Here is a 15,545-nt window from a genome sequence, read left to right on the forward strand (position 1 = left end):
GCTCATGGCCGCGGAACCCGTCATCGTCGAAGCCGTACGCACCCCCATCGGCAAGCGCGGAGGCGCGCTCGCCAATCTGCACCCCGCCTACCTCCTGGGCGAGACCTACCGCGAACTCCTCGGCCGCACCGGCATCCACGCCGACTGCGTCGAGCAGATCGTCGGCGGTACGGTCACCCACGCCGGCGAGCAGTCCATGAACCCGGCGCGCAACGCCTGGCTCGCCATGGGGCTGCCCTACGAGACCGCCGCCACCACCGTCGACTGTCAGTGCGGCTCCTCCCAGCAGGCGAGCCACATGGTCGCCAACATGATCTCCTCCGGGGTCGTCGACATCGGCATCAGCTGCGGGGTGGAGGCCATGTCCCGCGTCCCCCTCGGCTCCGGATCGAAGCACGGGCCGGGAAAGCCGTGGCCGGACGAGTGGAACGTCGACCTGCCCAACCAGTTCGAGGCCGCCGAGCGCATCGCCCGCAAGCGCGGACTCACCCGCGAACGCGTCGACGCGCTCGGGCTGCTCTCCCAGGAACGGGCGGCCGTCGCCTGGTCCGAGGAGCGCTTCAAGCGCGAGACCTTCGCCGTCCAGGTGCCCACCACGGAGGAGGAGCAGGCCGCCGGACAGGGCATGTGGCGGCTGGTGGACCGTGACGAGGGGCTGCGCGACACCAGCATGGAGGCCCTCGCCCGGCTCAAGCCGGTCATGCCGACCGCCGTCCACACCGCAGGGAACTCCTCGCAGATCTCCGACGGCGCCTGCGCGCTGATGTGGGCCTCCAAGCGGATGGCCCGCGCGCTCAAGCTCCGGCCCCGCGCCCGGATCGTCGCCCAGGCCCTCGTCGGCTCGGACCCGCACTTTCACCTCGACGGGCCCATCGACGCCACCCGCGCCGTGCTCGGCAAGGCCGGGATGTCGCTCCGGGACATCGACCTCGTCGAGATCAACGAGGCCTTCGCCTCGGTGGTGCTGAGCTGGGCGCAGGTCTTCGACCAGGACCTGGCGAAGGTGAACGTGAACGGGGGAGCGATCGCACTCGGCCACCCGGTCGGCGCGACCGGGGCCCGGCTCATCACCACCGCGCTGCACGAGCTGGAGCGGACGGACAAGGAGTTCGCGCTGATCACGATGTGCGCGGGCGGGGCGCTGGCCACCGGCACGATCATCCAACGGCTGTAGCGGGGCGGAACGGCCGGAGCGGGCGGGCACGGCGGGCGGGAAGCCGGCGCCGGCCGGCCGTCCGGACGGCGCGGGGCCCCGGGAACGCGACGAGCCCCGCGCCTCCGGTGCGGAGGGCGGGGCCGTGCGGAAGGCCGTGGGGCCGGCGGGGCCGTGCGGAAGGCCGGTGCCGGCGGGCCGGTCAGTACCAGCCGTTGGCCTGCCAGAACGACCAGGCGGCGTTCGGGCTGCCGTAGCGCTCGTTCATGTAGTTCAGACCCCACTTGATCTGCGTGGCGGGGTTCGTCTTCCAGTCGGAGCCGGCCGAGGACATCTTCGAGGCCGGCAGGGCCTGGACCAGGCCGTAGGCACCGCTGGAGGAGTTGGTGGCGGTGAAGTTCCAGCCGGACTCGTGCTCGACGATCTTGCTGAACGCCTGGTACTGCGAGGCGGGCACGATCTTCTTGGCGATCTCCTGCGGCGTCGCGGCCGAGGCCGTGGCCGTCGTGCCCAGCACCGCGCCCGAGGCGCTCAGCAGTACGGCCGCGGAGGCGGCGAGCGTCTTCTTGCGGGGGGAGACACGAGTGGCGAGGGAGCGGAACAAGGCAGGCACCTGTCGTCGGGGACGTGGACTGCGCCGGGCGTTTCAGGCAAGCCGGAACCAGAGCCCGGGATGACCGGGAACGTGCGGAATCGGCCCGTCCGAGGAGCTGCGCTGAGCGCCGGCTGCCTGGCGACGTCCACCAGAGAAGCAAAGCGGGAGCGCGTCGGCAACGACCCCCGGTACTACCCCCGATCGCACCGCCCGCGAACGGCCCCGGCCCGGCGGCCCCCGCGTCCGCGCAGGTCAGCCGGGTGAAGGGAGGGCATTCGGCCCGTTCCCTCCGTCTCCTAACCCGGACCGTACGTGACCTAGGTCCTGTGGGGCGCCTCACCGTCACGGGACCCCGCAGGGGCCTCGAATGTGACCTGGGCCTCGAAGTTCGCCCGCCGCGTCGCCCGCCGGAGCGCCTTCAGGAGGGTCCCGCCGACGGTGAGGGTGAGGACGACGGTCAGCGACGCCCTGCCGAGGTCCCAGCCGAGGGAGGTGGCCAGGACGTAGGCGGCGAACCGCACCAGGTTCTCGTGCACCGGATCGCCGGGCACGAAGGAGGCACCGGTCGGCCCGGCCACGATCGGCCAGCCGTACAGGTTCATGACGGTGCCGTACGCGAACGCCGCCAGGAAGCCGTACGCCGAGAGCATCAGCAGCTCCGCGCGGCCCCTGAGCCGGTCGGGGCCCGGCAGCAGCCCCGCCCCCATCGCGAACCAGCCCATCGACAGCATCTGGAACGGCATCCAGGGCCCCACCCCGCCCGTGAGCAGGGCGGACGCGAACATGGTCACCGAGCCGAGGACGAAGCCGAAGCCGGGGCCGAGGACCCGGCCGCTCAGCACCATCAGGAAGAACATCGGCTCCAGACCGGCCGTCCCCGCGCCCAGCGGCCGCAGGGCCGCCCCCACGGCGGCGAGCACCCCCAGCATCGCGACCGCCTTCGCGTCCATCCCGTCGTCGGAGATGGTGGCGACGACCACCGCCACCAGGAGCGGCAGCAGGGCGGCGAAGAGCCAGGGGGCGTCGGCCGCGTGCGAGGTCACGGCCGCCGAGGAGTCGGCGAGCAGCGGCCAGCCGAACGCCAGGACGCCCACGACCGAGATCAGGACCAGCGCGGCGACCGCACGGGGGCCCAGGCGCAGCGGGCGGGCCACCCCCCGGCGGGAGGTCACCGGACCTCCCGCAGGTGCGGGGCGACCTGCTCGACCGTGAGCCACGGCTCGGGGGCGAGGATCTTCGCCACCTGCGGGGAGAACGCGGGGGAGGAGACGACGACCTCGGCGGTCGGGCCGTCCGCGACGACCTCGCCGCCCGCCAGGATCACCACCCGGTGCGCCAGCTCGGCGGCCAGCTCCACGTCGTGGGTGGCCAGGACGAGGGCGTGCCCCTCGGCGGTCAGCGTCCGCAGGTGGGCGACGAGACGCGCCTTGGCGGCGTAGTCGAGACCGCGGGTCGGCTCGTCGAGCAGCAGCAGCGGGGGCCGCCCGGTGAGGACCACGGCCAGGGCGAGCGCCAGGCGCTGCCCCTCGGACAGGTCACGGGGGTGCGTGCCGTCCGCCACGCCCGGCAGCAGTTCGGACACCAGCGCGCGGCAGGACCCCGGGCGGGCGCCCGCGTCCGTGTCGGCGGCGGCGCACTCGGCGGCGACCGTGTCGGCGTACAGCAGGTCGCGCGGCTCCTGCGGTACGAGACCCACGCGGCGGATCAGCTCGCGGGGCTCGGTCCTGTGCGGGACCAGACCGCCGACGCGCACGCTCCCGGAGGTCGGCGGGACCATCCCGACGAGGCTCCCGAGGAGGGTGGACTTGCCGGCGCCGTTGCGGCCCATGAGGGCGACGGTCTCCCCGGCGGTCACCCGCAGGTCGACGCGGCGCAGCGCCTCGATCCGGCCGCGCCGGACCCCGAGCCCGTCGGCCTCGACCAGGGGCGTGCCCGGGCGCGTGTCCGGGCGCTCGCCGGGCGGGGAGGCAGCCCGGGTCCGGCGCCGCCGCAGGAAGGCGAGCCGGGTGCGCGGCTCCGGTCCGGCCTCGGGCGGTTCGGTCGTGAGCCGTTCGGTCGTGGTCGTGGGTGTGATCGGTTCGGTCGTGGTCGGGGCGGCGGGCGTCGTGGGGGTCAGGCCCTCCAGGCGCGCGCGCAGGCCGGTCGCGCGGCGGCGGGCGTCGCGGACCGTCAGCGGGAGGGGCGACCAGCCCGCGAGGCGGCCCAGGGCGACCACCGGCGGGTGGACCGGGGAGACGGCCATGATGTCGGCGGGCGGGCCCATCACGCCCTCCGGCAGGAGCAGGACCCGGTCCGCGTACTGCACCACCCGTTCCAGGCGGTGCTCGGCCATCAGGACCGTCGTGCCCAGGTCGTGGACCAGGCGCTGCAGCACCGCCAGGACGTCCTCGGCCGCCGCCGGGTCCAGCGCCGACGTCGGCTCGTCCAGGACCAGCACCTTCGGGTGCGGGGTCAGCACCGAGCCGATCGCCACCCGTTGCCGCTGGCCCCCCGACAGGGTGGCGATCGGCCGGTCGCGCAGCTCCGCCAGGCCCAGCAGGTCCAGCGTCTCCTCCACCCGTCGCCGCATCACCGCGGGGGCCAGGCCCAGCGACTCCATCCCGTACGCCAGCTCGTCCTCGACCGTGTCCGTGACGAAGTGCGCCAGCGGGTCCTGGCCCACCGTGCCCACCACGTCGGCCAGTTCGCGCGGCTTGTGCGTCCGGGTGTCCCGGCCCGCGACCGTGACCCGGCCGCTCAGCGTCCCGCCGGTGAAGTGCGGGACGAGACCCGACACCGCGCCGAGCAGTGTCGACTTGCCGACACCGGACGGGCCGACGAGCAGCACCAGCTCGCCCTCGGGGACGGTCACGTCCAGGTTCCGCAGGGTGGGCGCGTCGGCGTCCCCGTACGTCACCGAGACGTTCTCGAAGCGGATCACGGGGTTCGGGACTCCTTGGACGCGGCGACGGAAGCGGACCCGGAAGCGGGTCCGGGCGCGGCAGCGGGAGGGGAAGCGGAGGCGGGGGCGGGGGCGGGCACCGGGGCCACGAACGCGGGCACCAGGCCCACCAGCACCGAGAGCGCCGGCCACACCGGCAGCGTCGGCGGTACGAGCGGCACGACTCCCGGCCGGAGCGCCTCGGGCGCGGAGGCGTCCGCCGCGATCAGCAACGCCGCCACCGCCACTCCCGAGCCCGCGACCACCCAGGCCCGCACGCCCCAGCGGTCGGGGCGGTAGCGGGTGCGCACCGTCCGCCGGCCGCCGAGCCACAGACCGGCCACGGCGGCGGCGAGACCGGCGCCGACCAGCGGGAGGCCGTAGCCGGCGCCCTCCGCCGCCAGCAGCCCGTACGAACCGGCGCACACCCCGAGCAGGCCGCCCAGCGTCAGCACGTTCGTGGTCCGCCGCACCGCCGCCGGGACCCGCGCGGTCCGCCCGTACCCCCGCGCGTCCATGGACGCCGCCACCGCGACCGACCGTTCCAGCGCGCCTTCGAGGACGGGCAGCCCGATCTGGAGCACCGCCCGCACCCCGCCCGTCGGGCGGCCGCGCAGCCGCCGGGCCGTGCGGAGGCGGACCACGTCGGCGACCATGTTCGGCGCGAACGTCATCGCCACGACGACGGCGACCCCGGCCTCGTACAGCGCCCCCGGCAGCGACTTGAGGAGCCGGGCCGGGTTGGCGAGCGCGTTCGCCGCGCCGACGCAGATGAGCAGCGTCGCCAGCTTCGCCCCGTCGTACACCGCGAAGACGATCTGCTCGGCGGTGACCCGACCCCCGATCCGGACGCCCTGGGCCCAGTCGGGCAAGGGAAGTTCGGGCAGCGTGAACAGCTCGTGGGTGCCGGGGATCGGCGAGCCGAGGACGACCGAGAAGGCCACGCGCAGGCCCACCACGAACAGGCCGAGCTTCACGAACGCGCCGTACGAACGGGCCCAGGGCGCGTCGGTGCGGCGCGCCGCGACGACATAGCCCGCGACCCCGACGATCAGACCGAGGAGCAGCGGGTTGGTGGTACGGGAGGCGGCCACGGCGAGACCGAGCGCCCAGAGCCACCAGGCGCCCGCGTGCAGGGCGTTGGAACGGTTCGCCTCGGGGGCACGGATCATGCGCGGCGGCGGGCCTTCCAGACCGCCGCGCCACCGAGGACGAGGACGGCCGCTCCACCGGCGGCGATCCCGAGGGCGGGCCCGCCGTCGTTCCCCGCGCCGCCGTCGGCGGCGGTGGCCGAGGACGTCGGGCCGGTCCGTTCGGGCTTCGCGGTCCCGGCCGTCTCCGAGCCGGTCCCGGAGGACGTCGGCGTCCCGGCGACCTGCTCGCCGCAGCCCTTCGCGGGGTAGCCCTCGATCCCGCAGAGCATCGCCGCGCTGTCGTACCGCAGCGGCTTCGCCACCGCCGCCAGCGCCTCCGCGCCCGTCGCGTCCTCGTGGAGCCGCGCGCAGCCGGTCTTGAGCGCCGGGTCCGGGGGCGTCTCGCCCCCGGGGGCGTCGGCCGCGGTGCCGAAGTCGACGACGACCGCGATCCGCTTGGTGTCCGGCTTCTCCTCCGTACCGGCGCAGATCCGCGCGAAGTCGGCGGCCGCGGACGGCCGGGTGGCGTCCTTCGTGTCCTGGCTGACCGCGAAGCGGAAGCCGATCGCCGCGCCGTCGGCGGGCCGCGCGCTCGCCGGGCCGAGGGTGGCGTACGTCCACCGGCCGGCGCCGTCGCCTTCCCAGAAGGACCAGTAGCGGTATCCGGTCCCGGCGTGGGCGGGGGTGGCGACGGACGCGGCCAGGACGGCGACCGCCGCGGCCGTGACGGCCGCGGCGGCGGAGGAGCGCCGGGACCTCACTTCTTGCGGCCGCTCAGCAGGAAGCCGATGCCTACGCCGACCACCGTGCCGATGCCGACGATCCACCAGATGTTGAAGGAGCCGGAGTCCCCGTCCTCCGCGGCCTTCCGGTCGTCCGCGGAGGCGGACGGCGAGGACTGCGGCGCCGGGCCGGTGGCGGCGAGCTGCGCGAGGAGGTCGGCCGAGCCGAAGGCACGCGGGTCGGCGCCCATCGCGTTGGCGGCGAAGACCAGCTGGGCGTAGGCGGCCGGGCCGTTCTCCTTGGCCCAGGCGGCGGAGTTCTTCTCCAGCCAGGTCAGCGCCCCGGTGGCCTGCTCGGTGGCGCCGGTCGCGGCGAGCGCGACGACGGCGTCGGCGGTGTTGCCGTAGTCCGGGAGCGGGGCCGACTCGGCGGCGCCCGGCATCGGCGGCGTGTTCAGGTGCCCGGTCTTCGCCAGCGCGCCGGCCAGGTAGGAGGCGCCGTTGCGGGCGGCCCGCTCGACCGTCTGCCGGGGCTGGCCGACGCAGGCGGGGGCCTGGGCGGGCTTCACGCCGCGGGCGGTGACGCCCTTGCCGAGCCCGGCGAGCGTGGCGGCCGCGGTGGCGTCGGCGTTCGCGAGGAGCTTGCCGGCCTTGTCCGGCTGGTAGGCGAAGGCGCCCGGGCCGTCCTTGTCGGTGCAGGGGAGGGCGAAGCCGAGCAGCGCGTCGTACGGCGTCTTCCCGTCGGCGGACTCGACCTCGCCCGGCTTCTCGCCGAGGGCGGCGAGGGCGCCGATCACGATCGAGGTGGAGTTGGCGTCACTGGGGCTGCCGGGGTTGTAGCCCCAGCCGCCGTCCTTGTTCTGCACGCCCTTCAGCCAGCCCGCGCCCGCGGTGGCGGCCTTGGCGAGGGCCTCGGGGTCGGCGCTGTCGCGCTTGACGCCGGAGAGCGCCTGCACGGCGACGGCGGTGGCGTTGGTGTCCAGCATGGTGGCCGGGGCGCACGGCTTGGTGGGGTCGGGGCGGTACGAGGAGAAGGCGCCGCTGTCGCACTGCTGCCGCTGGAGCCAGCTCACGGCCTGCTCGGCGGGCTGGACGCCGTTGGTCCGCTGGGCGATGAAGGCGAGCGACTGGCGCCAGACGCCGTCGTACGTCGGGTCCTTCGTGCCGTACAGCCCGGAGGGGATCGCGGGAGCCGGGGTCGGGGAGGGCGCGGCGGACGCGACGGCAGCCGTTCCGGTGCAGAGCAGCGCGGCGGCTGCGAACGCGGCGGCGCCGCGGCGGACGGTGGTCATGGGTGCTGGCCTCTCCTGCGGCCGAGGACCGGCACGCGCAAGGGCACCAGGCTCGGCTCCGTATTCCTCGACGGTGCCGGCGTTCACGTCCCGGGCGGGGCATTCCGACTCACCACGCGGGGTGGCTCACGGTTGCGGGTCAGTGCCGGATTTCCACCGGCTTCCCCCCGTACGGGCATGATGACGACGGGCCCACTCTACCGGCCCGTAGCGGGGGCGGCCGGGGAGTGCGAGGTGCCTCACACCGGGGGCGGGGCCGGCGCCCGCGGTCCGGCCCCGTCGGCGACGCGCCCGTGCCCGGGCCGGCCCCCGCGGAGCGCCCCGGCCCCCGCCCCCGCCCTGTCCCCCCGCCGCGCCCGTCGGCGTGCCCCCGTCCGCCCCGGCCCGTCGGCGTGCCGCCTCAGACGGCGACGTACGCCACCGGGTCCGAGCCGGGCACCGGTTCCGCGCGGCCCAGCTTCACCAGCCGCCGCAGATGCGCCTCGGCCTCGCTGACCGCGATGGTCCGGGAGCCGTAGGGGATCTGCTCCCAGGGGCGGTTCCACTCCATCCGCTCGGCGAGCTGCCACGGGGTGAGGGGGGCGGCGAGCAGGCCGAGGAGGCCGGTCAGCCGCTCCTCGTGGTGGACGAGGAGTTCGCGGACCCGACCGGCCGCGTCGGAGAAGGCGTACTGGTGGGCCGGGAGCACCTCGGCGACGCCGAGGCGGCCGATCCGCTCCAGCGAGTCGAGGTAGTCGCCGAGGGGGTCGGTGACGGTGTCGTCGTCCGGGTCCTCGTAGAGGCCGATGTGCGGCGAGATCCCGGGGAGCAGGTGGTCACCGGAGAAGAGACGGCCGTGGCCGGGCAACCCCGCCGGGTGGGCCTCCTCCAGGTGCAGGCAGACGTGGCCGGGGGTGTGGCCCGGGGTCCAGACGGCGCGCAGCCGCCGCCCGGCGAGGTCCAGGAGCTCGCCGGGGACGATCTCGCGGTCGGGCAGGGCCGAGCGCAGCCCGGGCAGGGTCCGCATCCGGCCGCTCCCGCGGGCGGCGAGGAGCGGAGCGGTGTGCTCCTCGGGGGCGCCGACGGCGGCGAGTTTGCGGGCGAGGTAGTCGAGCCAGACCTCGGGCTCCGACTCGCGGGTGCGGCGGACGACGGCGGTGTCGGCGGCGTGCATCGCGATCCACGCGCCGGACGCCTCCCGTACCCGGCCGGACAGGCCGTGGTGGTCGGGGTGGTGGTGGGTGATGACGACGCCGTGGACGTCCCCCACGGAGGTGCCCAGGGCGGCGAGCCCGGCGGCCAGTTCGTCCCAGGAGGCGGGGTCGTCCCAGCCGGTGTCGATCAGGACGGGGCCGCGGTCCGTGTCGACGACGTGGACCAGGGTGTGGCCGAGCGGGTTGTCCGGGATGGGGACGCGGAGGGACCAGACGCCTCCGCCGTGCTCGGTCACCTGGCTCATGGGCCCTCATCTCTCCGCGGCTTGCGCCGCGACGGCACGGCATCCGACGGCATCCGTTCGAGCATTGCCCATCATAAGTAGAACTGGTATCAGTTCTGAAACACAGTCAGATAACGTCGCGGGTTCCGGGAGGCAGTCGGTCATGACCGAGCTTGTGGAGCACGGAAGGCTTTTCGTCGGCGGGCGGTTGACCGATCCCCTGGGCAGCGAGGTCATCGAGGTGATCTCGCCCCACACCGAGGAGGTCGTCGGCCGCGTGCCGCACGCCTCGCGGGCCGATGTCGACCGGGCCGTCGCCGCCGCCCGGGAGGCCTTCGACCACGGCCCCTGGCCCCGGGCGACGCTGGAGGAGCGGATCGAGGTCGTCACCCGGATCAAGGACGCCATCGCCGTACGCCACGAGGAGATCGCCCGCTCGATCAGCGCGCAGAACGGCTCCCCGTACTCCTGGAGCGTGCTCGCCCAGGCGCTCGGCGCGATGATGGTGTGGGACTCCGCGATCACCGTCGCCCGGGAGTTCACCTACGAGTCGCGGCGCGCCGGGGTCCTCGGGCCGATCATGGTGCGGCGTGAACCGGTGGGCGTGGTCGCGGCCGTGGTGCCGTGGAACGTCCCGCAGTTCACGGCGGCGGCGAAGCTCGGCCCGGCGCTGCTGGCCGGCTGCACGGTGGTCCTGAAGCCGTCGCCGGAATCCCCCCTCGACTCGTACATCCTGGGCGAGATCGCGGCCGAGGCCGGACTCCCCGACGGGGTCCTGAGCATCCTGCCGGCCGACCGCGAGGTCAGCGAGTACCTGGTCGGGCACCCCGGGGTCGACAAGGTCTCCTTCACCGGGTCGGTCGCGGCCGGAAAGCGCGTGATGGAGGTCGCCTCCCGCAACCTCACCCGCGTCACCCTCGAACTGGGCGGCAAGTCGGCCGCCGTCATCCTGCCCGACGCCGACGTGGCGACCGCCGTCGCCGGGATCGTCCCGGCGGCCTGGATGAACAACGGCCAGGCGTGCGTCGCCCAGACCCGGATCCTCGCGCCGCGCAACCGCTACGACGAGATCGCCGAGGCGCTCGCCGCCGCCGCGGGCGCGCTGGTGGTGGGCGACCCGCTCGATCCGGCCACCCAGGTCGGCCCGCTCGTCGCCCGCCGTCAGCAGCAGCGTTCCCTCGACTACATCGGCATCGGCCAGGAGGAGGGCGCCAAGGTCCTCGCGGGCGGCGGCCGCCCCGCCGGCCTGGAGCGCGGCTGGTACGTCGAGCCGACGCTCTTCGGCGACGTCGACAACTCCATGCGCATCGCGCGTGAGGAGATCTTCGGGCCGGTCATCTGCCTCCTGCCGTACGGCGACGAGGAGGAGGCGCTCCGGATCGCCGACGACTCCGACTACGGCCTCAGCGGCAGCGTCTGGACCGGGGACGTGGAGCACGGCATCGACTTCGCCCGGCGGGTGCGGACCGGCACCTTCAACGTGAACACCTTCAGCCTCGACATGCTCGGCCCGTTCGGGGGCTACAAGAACTCCGGCCTGGGCCGGGAGTTCGGGCCCGAGGGCTTCGGCGAGTACCTGGAGCACAAGATGATCCACCTGCCGGCCGGGTACGAGGGGCCGGGTGGGGCGTGATGGGCGACCGCTGGCACGTCGAGGTCGACCGGGGGGTGTGCATCGGCTCCGGCATGTGCGTGAACCACGCGCCGGACGGTTTCCGGCTGGACTCGGCCCGTCAGTCGCATCCGACGCGCCCGGAGGCGGACGCGAACGAGGGCGTGCTCGCGGCGGCCGAGGGCTGCCCGGTGGAGGCGATCCTGATCACGCTCCTCGACGGCGGGGAACCGGTCTTTCCGCCCGAGGAGTAGCCGGCGGGCGACGGGGAGCGGCCCGGCGGCCCGGCGTCCGGACGCGGTGGCCGACGGGCGGCCTTGGCGGCTCCGAGCCCCGGACACGACTTACGCGGTGGATCCGGCCCGTCCGCGCGGGCGCGCCGTCGTGGGCGCGGCCGGGCCGCCGGGGACGGTCAGGTCGATCAGCCGGCAGACCGTCTCGATGTCGATCTTCACCTGGGCGATCGAGGCGCGCCCCGACAGCCAGGTGATCAGCGCGGAGTGCCAGGTGTGCTCGATGACCCGGACCGCCGAGAGCTGTTCCGGAGTCGGGTGCTCCAGCTCCATCGCGTCCAGGATGATCGCCGTCGTCAGCCGCGACACCGTGTCCACCTCCGGGCTCACGCTCCGGTCCGCGAACGTCAGTGCCCGCACCATCGCGTCCGCGAGCTGCGGCTCCCGCTGGAGCGCCCGGAACGCGCGCATCAGCGTCTCCGCCACCCGCTCCGCCGAGCTGTCGCCCGCCGGGGGCCGCTTCCGCAGGGTCGTGTGCATGTGCTGGAGCTGGTCCTGCATGGTCGCGACCAGCAGGTGGATCTTGGAAGGGAAGTAGCGGTACAGCGTGCCCAGGGCCACCCCGGCGGCCTCGGCGACCTCGCGCATCTGCACGGCGTCGAACCCGCCCCGCCCGGCCAGCTGCGCGCTGGCGTGCAGGATGCGCCGGCGGCGCGCCTCCTGGCGCTCTGTCAGGGGCGGCGAGGCGGGTCTGTCTTCCGCGGTCATGGAGTCCCGTTCCGTGCGGTGGGGAGCGACAGTATGGCGGGGGTTCCGCCGTGGCGCGAATCACCTGATCCGGTTCCTACAGCGGGGGCTACCTGCCGGTAGATTCAGTGCACCTTGAACGATCAAGAGCGATCAAGTCTGTAACTTGTTCTAGATTAGCGCGAGCGGTTACGCTCCGGCGAAACGTACGCTCGAAGGGGGCAGCGAGTGACCGCTGAGGCCATAGAGTCAGGCCCCCGCCAGGGCGTCACCGACGAGGGCGACCGTCCGCTGCGGATCGCTCTGCTCACGTACAAGGGCAACCCGTTCTGCGGAGGCCAGGGCGTCTACGTCCGCCACCTCTCTCGCGAACTCGCCCGGCTGGGCCACAGCGTGGAGGTCATCGGCTCGCAGCCGTACCCCGTCCTGGACGAGGGGCTGCCCGGGCTCACCCTCACCGAGCTGGCGAGCCTGGACCTGTACCGCTCGCCGGACCCCTTCCGCACGCCCGGACGCGACGAGTACCGGGACTGGATCGACGCCCTCGAGGTCGCCACCATGTGGACCGGCGGCTTCCCCGAGCCGCTCACGTTCTCCCTGCGGGCCCGGCGCATGCTCGCCGCCCGGCGCGGCGACTTCGACGTCGTCCACGACAACCAGACCCTCGGCTACGGACTCCTCGGCGGCCCGGGCGCGATCGGCGCACCGCTCGTCACCACGATCCACCACCCCATCACCGTCGACCGGCGGCTCGACCTCGACGCCGCCGCCGACTGGAAGCGGCGCGCCTCCGTCCGCCGCTGGTACGGCTTCACCCGGATGCAGAAGCGGGTCGCCCGCCGGCTGCCGTCCGTGCTGACCGTCTCGGGCACCTCCCGCCGCGAGATCGTCGAGCACCTGGGCGTCCGCGACGACCGCATCCGGGTCGTCCACATCGGCGCCGACACCGCCCTGTGGTCCCCGGACCCCTCCGTCGCCGAGGTCCCCGGCCGGATCGTCACCACCTCCAGCGCGGACGTACCCCTCAAGGGACTCGTCCACCTGGTCGAGGCCCTCGCCAAGCTCCGTACCGACCACCCCGCCGCCCACCTGGTCGTCGTCGGCAAGCGCGCCGAGGACGGGCCGGTCGCCCAGGCCATCGAGCGGTACGGACTCCAGGACGCCGTCCGGTTCGTCAAGGGCATCACCGACGCCGAGCTCGTCGACCTCGTCCGCTCCGCCCAGGTCTCCTGCGTCCCGTCGCTGTACGAGGGGTTCTCGCTGCCGGCCGCCGAGGCCATGGCCACCGGTACTCCGCTCGTCGCCACCACCGGCGGCGCGATCCCCGAGGTCGCCGGCCGCGACGGCGAGACCTGCCTCGCCGTGCCCCCGGCCGACCCCGACGCGCTGGCCGAGGCCCTGCGCCTGGTCCTCGGCGACGCCGAGCTGCGGGCCCGCCTCGGCGCCGCCGGACGCGCCCGCGTCCTGGACCGCTTCACCTGGGCCCGGGCCGCGCAGGGCACCGCCGACCTGTACCGCGAGGCGATCGCCCGTCAGGGCCGGGTGGCCCGCAGGTGACCGCACCCTTCCGTCACCCTCCGGCGCACCCCCGCGCCGGAGTGGTGGCGCAGCCCCCCGCCCGCCCCGAGGCGCACCCCCGCGCCCGCAGCGCGGGCACGCCCCACGGCCGCTCGCCGGCCCCGGGCACGACTCACGGCCGCCCAGCGGCCCCATCCGTGGACCACCCCGACCGCGAAGGCAGGCCCTCGTGCTGACCGTCGACTTCACCCGCTTCCCGCTCGCCCCCGGCGACCGCGTGCTCGACCTGGGCTGCGGTGCGGGCCGGCACGCCTTCGAGTGCTACCGGCGCGGCGCCCAGGTCGTGGCCCTCGACCAGAACGCCGAGGAGATCCGCGAGGTCGCCACCTGGTTCGCCGCGATGAAGGAGGCCGGCGAGGCTCCCGCCGGCGCGACCGCCACCGCGATGGAGGGCGACGCGCTCAACCTGCCCTTCCCCGACGAGTCCTTCGACGTCGTGATCATCTCCGAGGTCATGGAGCACATCCCGGACGACAAGGGCGTGCTCGCCGAGATGGTCCGCGTCCTCAAGCCCGGCGGCCGGATCGCCGTCACCGTCCCCCGCTACGGCCCCGAGAAGGTCTGCTGGTCCCTGTCGGACGCCTACCACGAGGTCGAGGGCGGCCACATCCGCATCTACAAGGCCGACGAACTGCTCGGCAAGATCCGGCAGGCCGGCCTCAAGCCGTACGGCACCCACCACGCGCACGCGCTGCACTCGCCGTACTGGTGGCTGAAGTGCGCCTTCGGCGTGGACAACGACAAGGCGCTCCCGGTCCGCGCGTACCACAAGCTCCTGGTCTGGGACATCATGAAGAAGCCCGCGCTGACCCGGGTCGCCGAGCAGCTCCTCAACCCGGTCGTGGGCAAGAGCTTCGTGGTGTACGCGACCAAGCCGCACCTGCCCGCCGCCGACGCCGGGACCGTCGCGGACGTCGCCCGGTGACCTCTCCCGAGCGCATCGCCGAGCACCTTCTGCTGCCCGGGGTCCTCACCGCCGAGCAGGCCGCCGAGACCGTCGCCGGGATCCTCGCCGTCCAGCGCGAGGACGGGGCGATCCCCTGGTTCCGCGGCCACCACCTCGACCCGTGGGACCACACCGAGGCCGCCATGGCCCTGGACACGGCCGGCGAACACGCCGCCGCCGCCCGGGCGTACGAATGGCTCGCCCGGCACCAGAACGCCGACGGCTCCTGGTACGCCGCCTACCACGACGGCGACCCGCGGGAGGTCACCGACCGCGGCCGGGAGTCCAACTTCGTCGCCTACATCGCCGTCGGTGTCTGGCACCACCACCTCGCCACCGGCGACGACGCCTTCCTCGACCGGATGTGGCCCGTCGTCTACGCCGCCGTCGAGTTCGTCCTCGCCCTCCAGCGGCCGGGCGGCCAGATCGGCTGGAAGCGGGAGGCCGACGGCACCGCCGTCGAGGACGCGCTGCTCACCGGCAGCTCCTCCATCCACCAGGCGCTGCGCTGCGCGCTCGCCATCGCCGAGGCCCGCGAGGAGCCGCAGCCCGACTGGGAGCTGGCGGCGGGCGCCCTCGGCCACGCCCTGCGCGCCCACCCCGAGCGCTTCCTCGACAAGTCCCGCTACTCCATGGACTGGTACTACCCGGTCCTCGGCGGCGCGGTGACGGGCGAAGCGGCCAGGGCCCGGATCGACGCGCGCTGGGACGACTTCGTCGTCCCCGGCCTCGGTGTCCGCTGCGTCCTGCCCAACCCGTGGGTGACCGGCGGCGAGAGCTGCGAACTCGCCCTCGCCCTCTGGGCGATCGGCGAGTCCGACCGGGCCCTGGAGATCCTCCAGTCCATCCAGCACCTGCGCGCCGAGGGCGGCATGTACTGGACGGGGTACGTCTTCGAGGGCGACCGGGCCGTCTGGCCCGAGGAGCTCACCTCGTGGACGGCCGGCTCCCTGCTGCTCGCGGTCGCGGCCCTGGGCGGCGACGAGGCGACGGTCGCGGTCTTCGGCGGCGAACGGCTTCCGGCGGGCCTGGAACCGGACTGCTGCGGCTAGGCACCCCCTAGGGGTTGTCCGGAACGGCTCCCGGCCGGTCCACCCGGCCGGGCCGGCGGCGGTGCGGCGTGACGTGACACATCGGGGCGCGGGTTTTTTGACCCGTGCCCGTCGCCCGGAGGACGCTCGGGACATGCCTCAGACA

Annotated in this window: 14 protein-coding genes and 1 riboswitch; of the genes, 6 read left to right on the plus strand and 8 right to left on the minus strand. The window is 74.5% G+C overall.

What is annotated here, in order from left to right; translation table 11 throughout:
* Positions 1-4: 4 nt before the first annotated feature.
* Positions 5-1,174 carry a steroid 3-ketoacyl-CoA thiolase gene (locus tag ACZ6RC_RS03015; protein ID WP_391141045.1) on the plus strand — a complete coding sequence of 390 codons (1,170 nt, stop codon included), beginning with the start codon at positions 5-7 and terminating at the stop codon, positions 1,172-1,174.
* A gap of 181 nt (positions 1,175-1,355) precedes the next feature.
* Here ACZ6RC_RS03015 and ACZ6RC_RS03020 read toward each other — a convergent pair whose 3' ends face one another.
* The 7 genes from ACZ6RC_RS03020 to ACZ6RC_RS03050 all read right to left on the minus strand — a co-directional run bounded on the left by ACZ6RC_RS03020 (position 1,356) and on the right by ACZ6RC_RS03050 (position 9,253).
* A complete protein-coding gene (locus tag ACZ6RC_RS03020; RefSeq protein WP_453615711.1) occupies positions 1,356-1,757 on the minus strand; it encodes an aggregation-promoting factor C-terminal-like domain-containing protein in 402 nt (133 codons plus the stop codon).
* Positions 1,758-2,065: 308 nt separating this feature from the next.
* Positions 2,066-2,920, minus strand: coding sequence for an ECF transporter S component (locus ACZ6RC_RS03025; RefSeq protein ID WP_453615708.1), 855 nt, complete (start codon positions 2,918-2,920; stop codon positions 2,066-2,068).
* The gene (locus ACZ6RC_RS03030; RefSeq protein WP_469578912.1) at positions 2,917-4,668 is read right to left on the minus strand and encodes an ABC transporter ATP-binding protein; all 1,752 of its coding nucleotides are present in this window, start codon (positions 4,666-4,668) and stop codon (positions 2,917-2,919) included. Before ACZ6RC_RS03030 ends, ACZ6RC_RS03025 begins: the two co-directional genes overlap by 4 nt.
* Entirely contained in the window at positions 4,665-5,840 is a 1,176-nt protein-coding gene (locus ACZ6RC_RS03035; RefSeq protein WP_469578914.1) for an energy-coupling factor transporter transmembrane component T, read from the minus strand. Before ACZ6RC_RS03035 ends, ACZ6RC_RS03030 begins: the two co-directional genes overlap by 4 nt.
* Entirely contained in the window at positions 5,837-6,562 is a 726-nt protein-coding gene (locus tag ACZ6RC_RS03040) for an SCO2322 family protein (RefSeq protein ID WP_469578916.1), read from the minus strand. The genes ACZ6RC_RS03035 and ACZ6RC_RS03040 overlap by 4 nt, the downstream gene beginning before the upstream one ends.
* Positions 6,559-7,815 (minus strand): prenyltransferase/squalene oxidase repeat-containing protein, encoded by a 1,257-nt coding sequence (locus ACZ6RC_RS03045; RefSeq protein ID WP_469578918.1) that lies wholly within the window; start codon positions 7,813-7,815, stop codon positions 6,559-6,561. The genes ACZ6RC_RS03040 and ACZ6RC_RS03045 overlap by 4 nt, the downstream gene beginning before the upstream one ends.
* Before the next feature lie 41 nt (positions 7,816-7,856).
* A riboswitch (cobalamin riboswitch) is annotated at positions 7,857-7,981 on the minus strand.
* A gap of 234 nt (positions 7,982-8,215) precedes the next feature.
* Positions 8,216-9,253 (minus strand): MBL fold metallo-hydrolase, encoded by a 1,038-nt coding sequence (locus tag ACZ6RC_RS03050; protein ID WP_469578920.1) that lies wholly within the window; start codon positions 9,251-9,253, stop codon positions 8,216-8,218.
* Between the two features lie 142 nt (positions 9,254-9,395).
* Between ACZ6RC_RS03050 and ACZ6RC_RS03055 the strand changes: the two genes are divergently transcribed.
* Positions 9,396-10,865, plus strand: coding sequence for an aldehyde dehydrogenase (locus ACZ6RC_RS03055; RefSeq protein ID WP_391141025.1), 1,470 nt, complete (start codon positions 9,396-9,398; stop codon positions 10,863-10,865).
* On the plus strand, positions 10,865-11,098 hold the full coding sequence (locus ACZ6RC_RS03060; protein ID WP_391141227.1) for a ferredoxin: 234 nt from the start codon (positions 10,865-10,867) through the stop codon (positions 11,096-11,098). Before ACZ6RC_RS03055 ends, ACZ6RC_RS03060 begins: the two co-directional genes overlap by 1 nt.
* A 90-nt stretch (positions 11,099-11,188) precedes the next feature.
* On the opposite strand, the gene ACZ6RC_RS03065 is transcribed toward ACZ6RC_RS03060, so the two are convergent.
* Positions 11,189-11,845 (minus strand): TetR family transcriptional regulator, encoded by a 657-nt coding sequence (locus ACZ6RC_RS03065; RefSeq protein ID WP_469578922.1) that lies wholly within the window; start codon positions 11,843-11,845, stop codon positions 11,189-11,191.
* 207 nt (positions 11,846-12,052) lie between these two features.
* Here ACZ6RC_RS03065 and ACZ6RC_RS03070 point away from each other — a divergent pair, with 207 nt between their 5' ends.
* The 3 genes from ACZ6RC_RS03070 to ACZ6RC_RS03080 all read left to right on the plus strand — a co-directional run bounded on the left by ACZ6RC_RS03070 (position 12,053) and on the right by ACZ6RC_RS03080 (position 15,400).
* A complete protein-coding gene (locus tag ACZ6RC_RS03070; protein ID WP_469578924.1) occupies positions 12,053-13,381 on the plus strand; it encodes a glycosyltransferase family 4 protein in 1,329 nt (442 codons plus the stop codon).
* Positions 13,382-13,571: 190 nt separating this feature from the next.
* Positions 13,572-14,327, plus strand: a complete 756-nt coding sequence (locus ACZ6RC_RS03075; protein WP_391141018.1) for a class I SAM-dependent methyltransferase — start codon at positions 13,572-13,574, stop codon at positions 14,325-14,327.
* Complete coding sequence (locus tag ACZ6RC_RS03080; protein ID WP_469578926.1) at positions 14,324-15,400, plus strand: prenyltransferase/squalene oxidase repeat-containing protein; 1,077 nt, start codon at positions 14,324-14,326, stop codon at positions 15,398-15,400. Before ACZ6RC_RS03075 ends, ACZ6RC_RS03080 begins: the two co-directional genes overlap by 4 nt.
* The last annotated feature ends 145 nt before the right edge of the window (positions 15,401-15,545 follow it).

It is taken from the genome of Streptomyces sp. NPDC048353 (genome assembly GCF_055587165.1).

Bases quoted from the DNA above. Each gene is read 5' to 3' on its own strand.
- ACZ6RC_RS03015 (WP_391141045.1), top strand. From the start codon at position 5: ATGGCCGCGGAACCCGTCATCGTCGAAGCCGTACGCACCCCCATCGGC.
- ACZ6RC_RS03035 (WP_469578914.1), bottom strand. From the start codon at position 5,840: ATGATCCGTGCCCCCGAGGCGAACCGTTCCAACGCCCTGCACGCGGGC.
- ACZ6RC_RS03045 (WP_469578918.1), bottom strand. From the start codon at position 7,815: ATGACCACCGTCCGCCGCGGCGCCGCCGCGTTCGCAGCCGCCGCGCTG.
- ACZ6RC_RS03050 (WP_469578920.1), bottom strand. From the start codon at position 9,253: ATGAGCCAGGTGACCGAGCACGGCGGAGGCGTCTGGTCCCTCCGCGTC.
- ACZ6RC_RS03055 (WP_391141025.1), top strand. From the start codon at position 9,396: ATGACCGAGCTTGTGGAGCACGGAAGGCTTTTCGTCGGCGGGCGGTTG.
- ACZ6RC_RS03060 (WP_391141227.1), top strand. From the start codon at position 10,865: ATGGGCGACCGCTGGCACGTCGAGGTCGACCGGGGGGTGTGCATCGGC.
- ACZ6RC_RS03065 (WP_469578922.1), bottom strand. From the start codon at position 11,845: ATGACCGCGGAAGACAGACCCGCCTCGCCGCCCCTGACAGAGCGCCAG.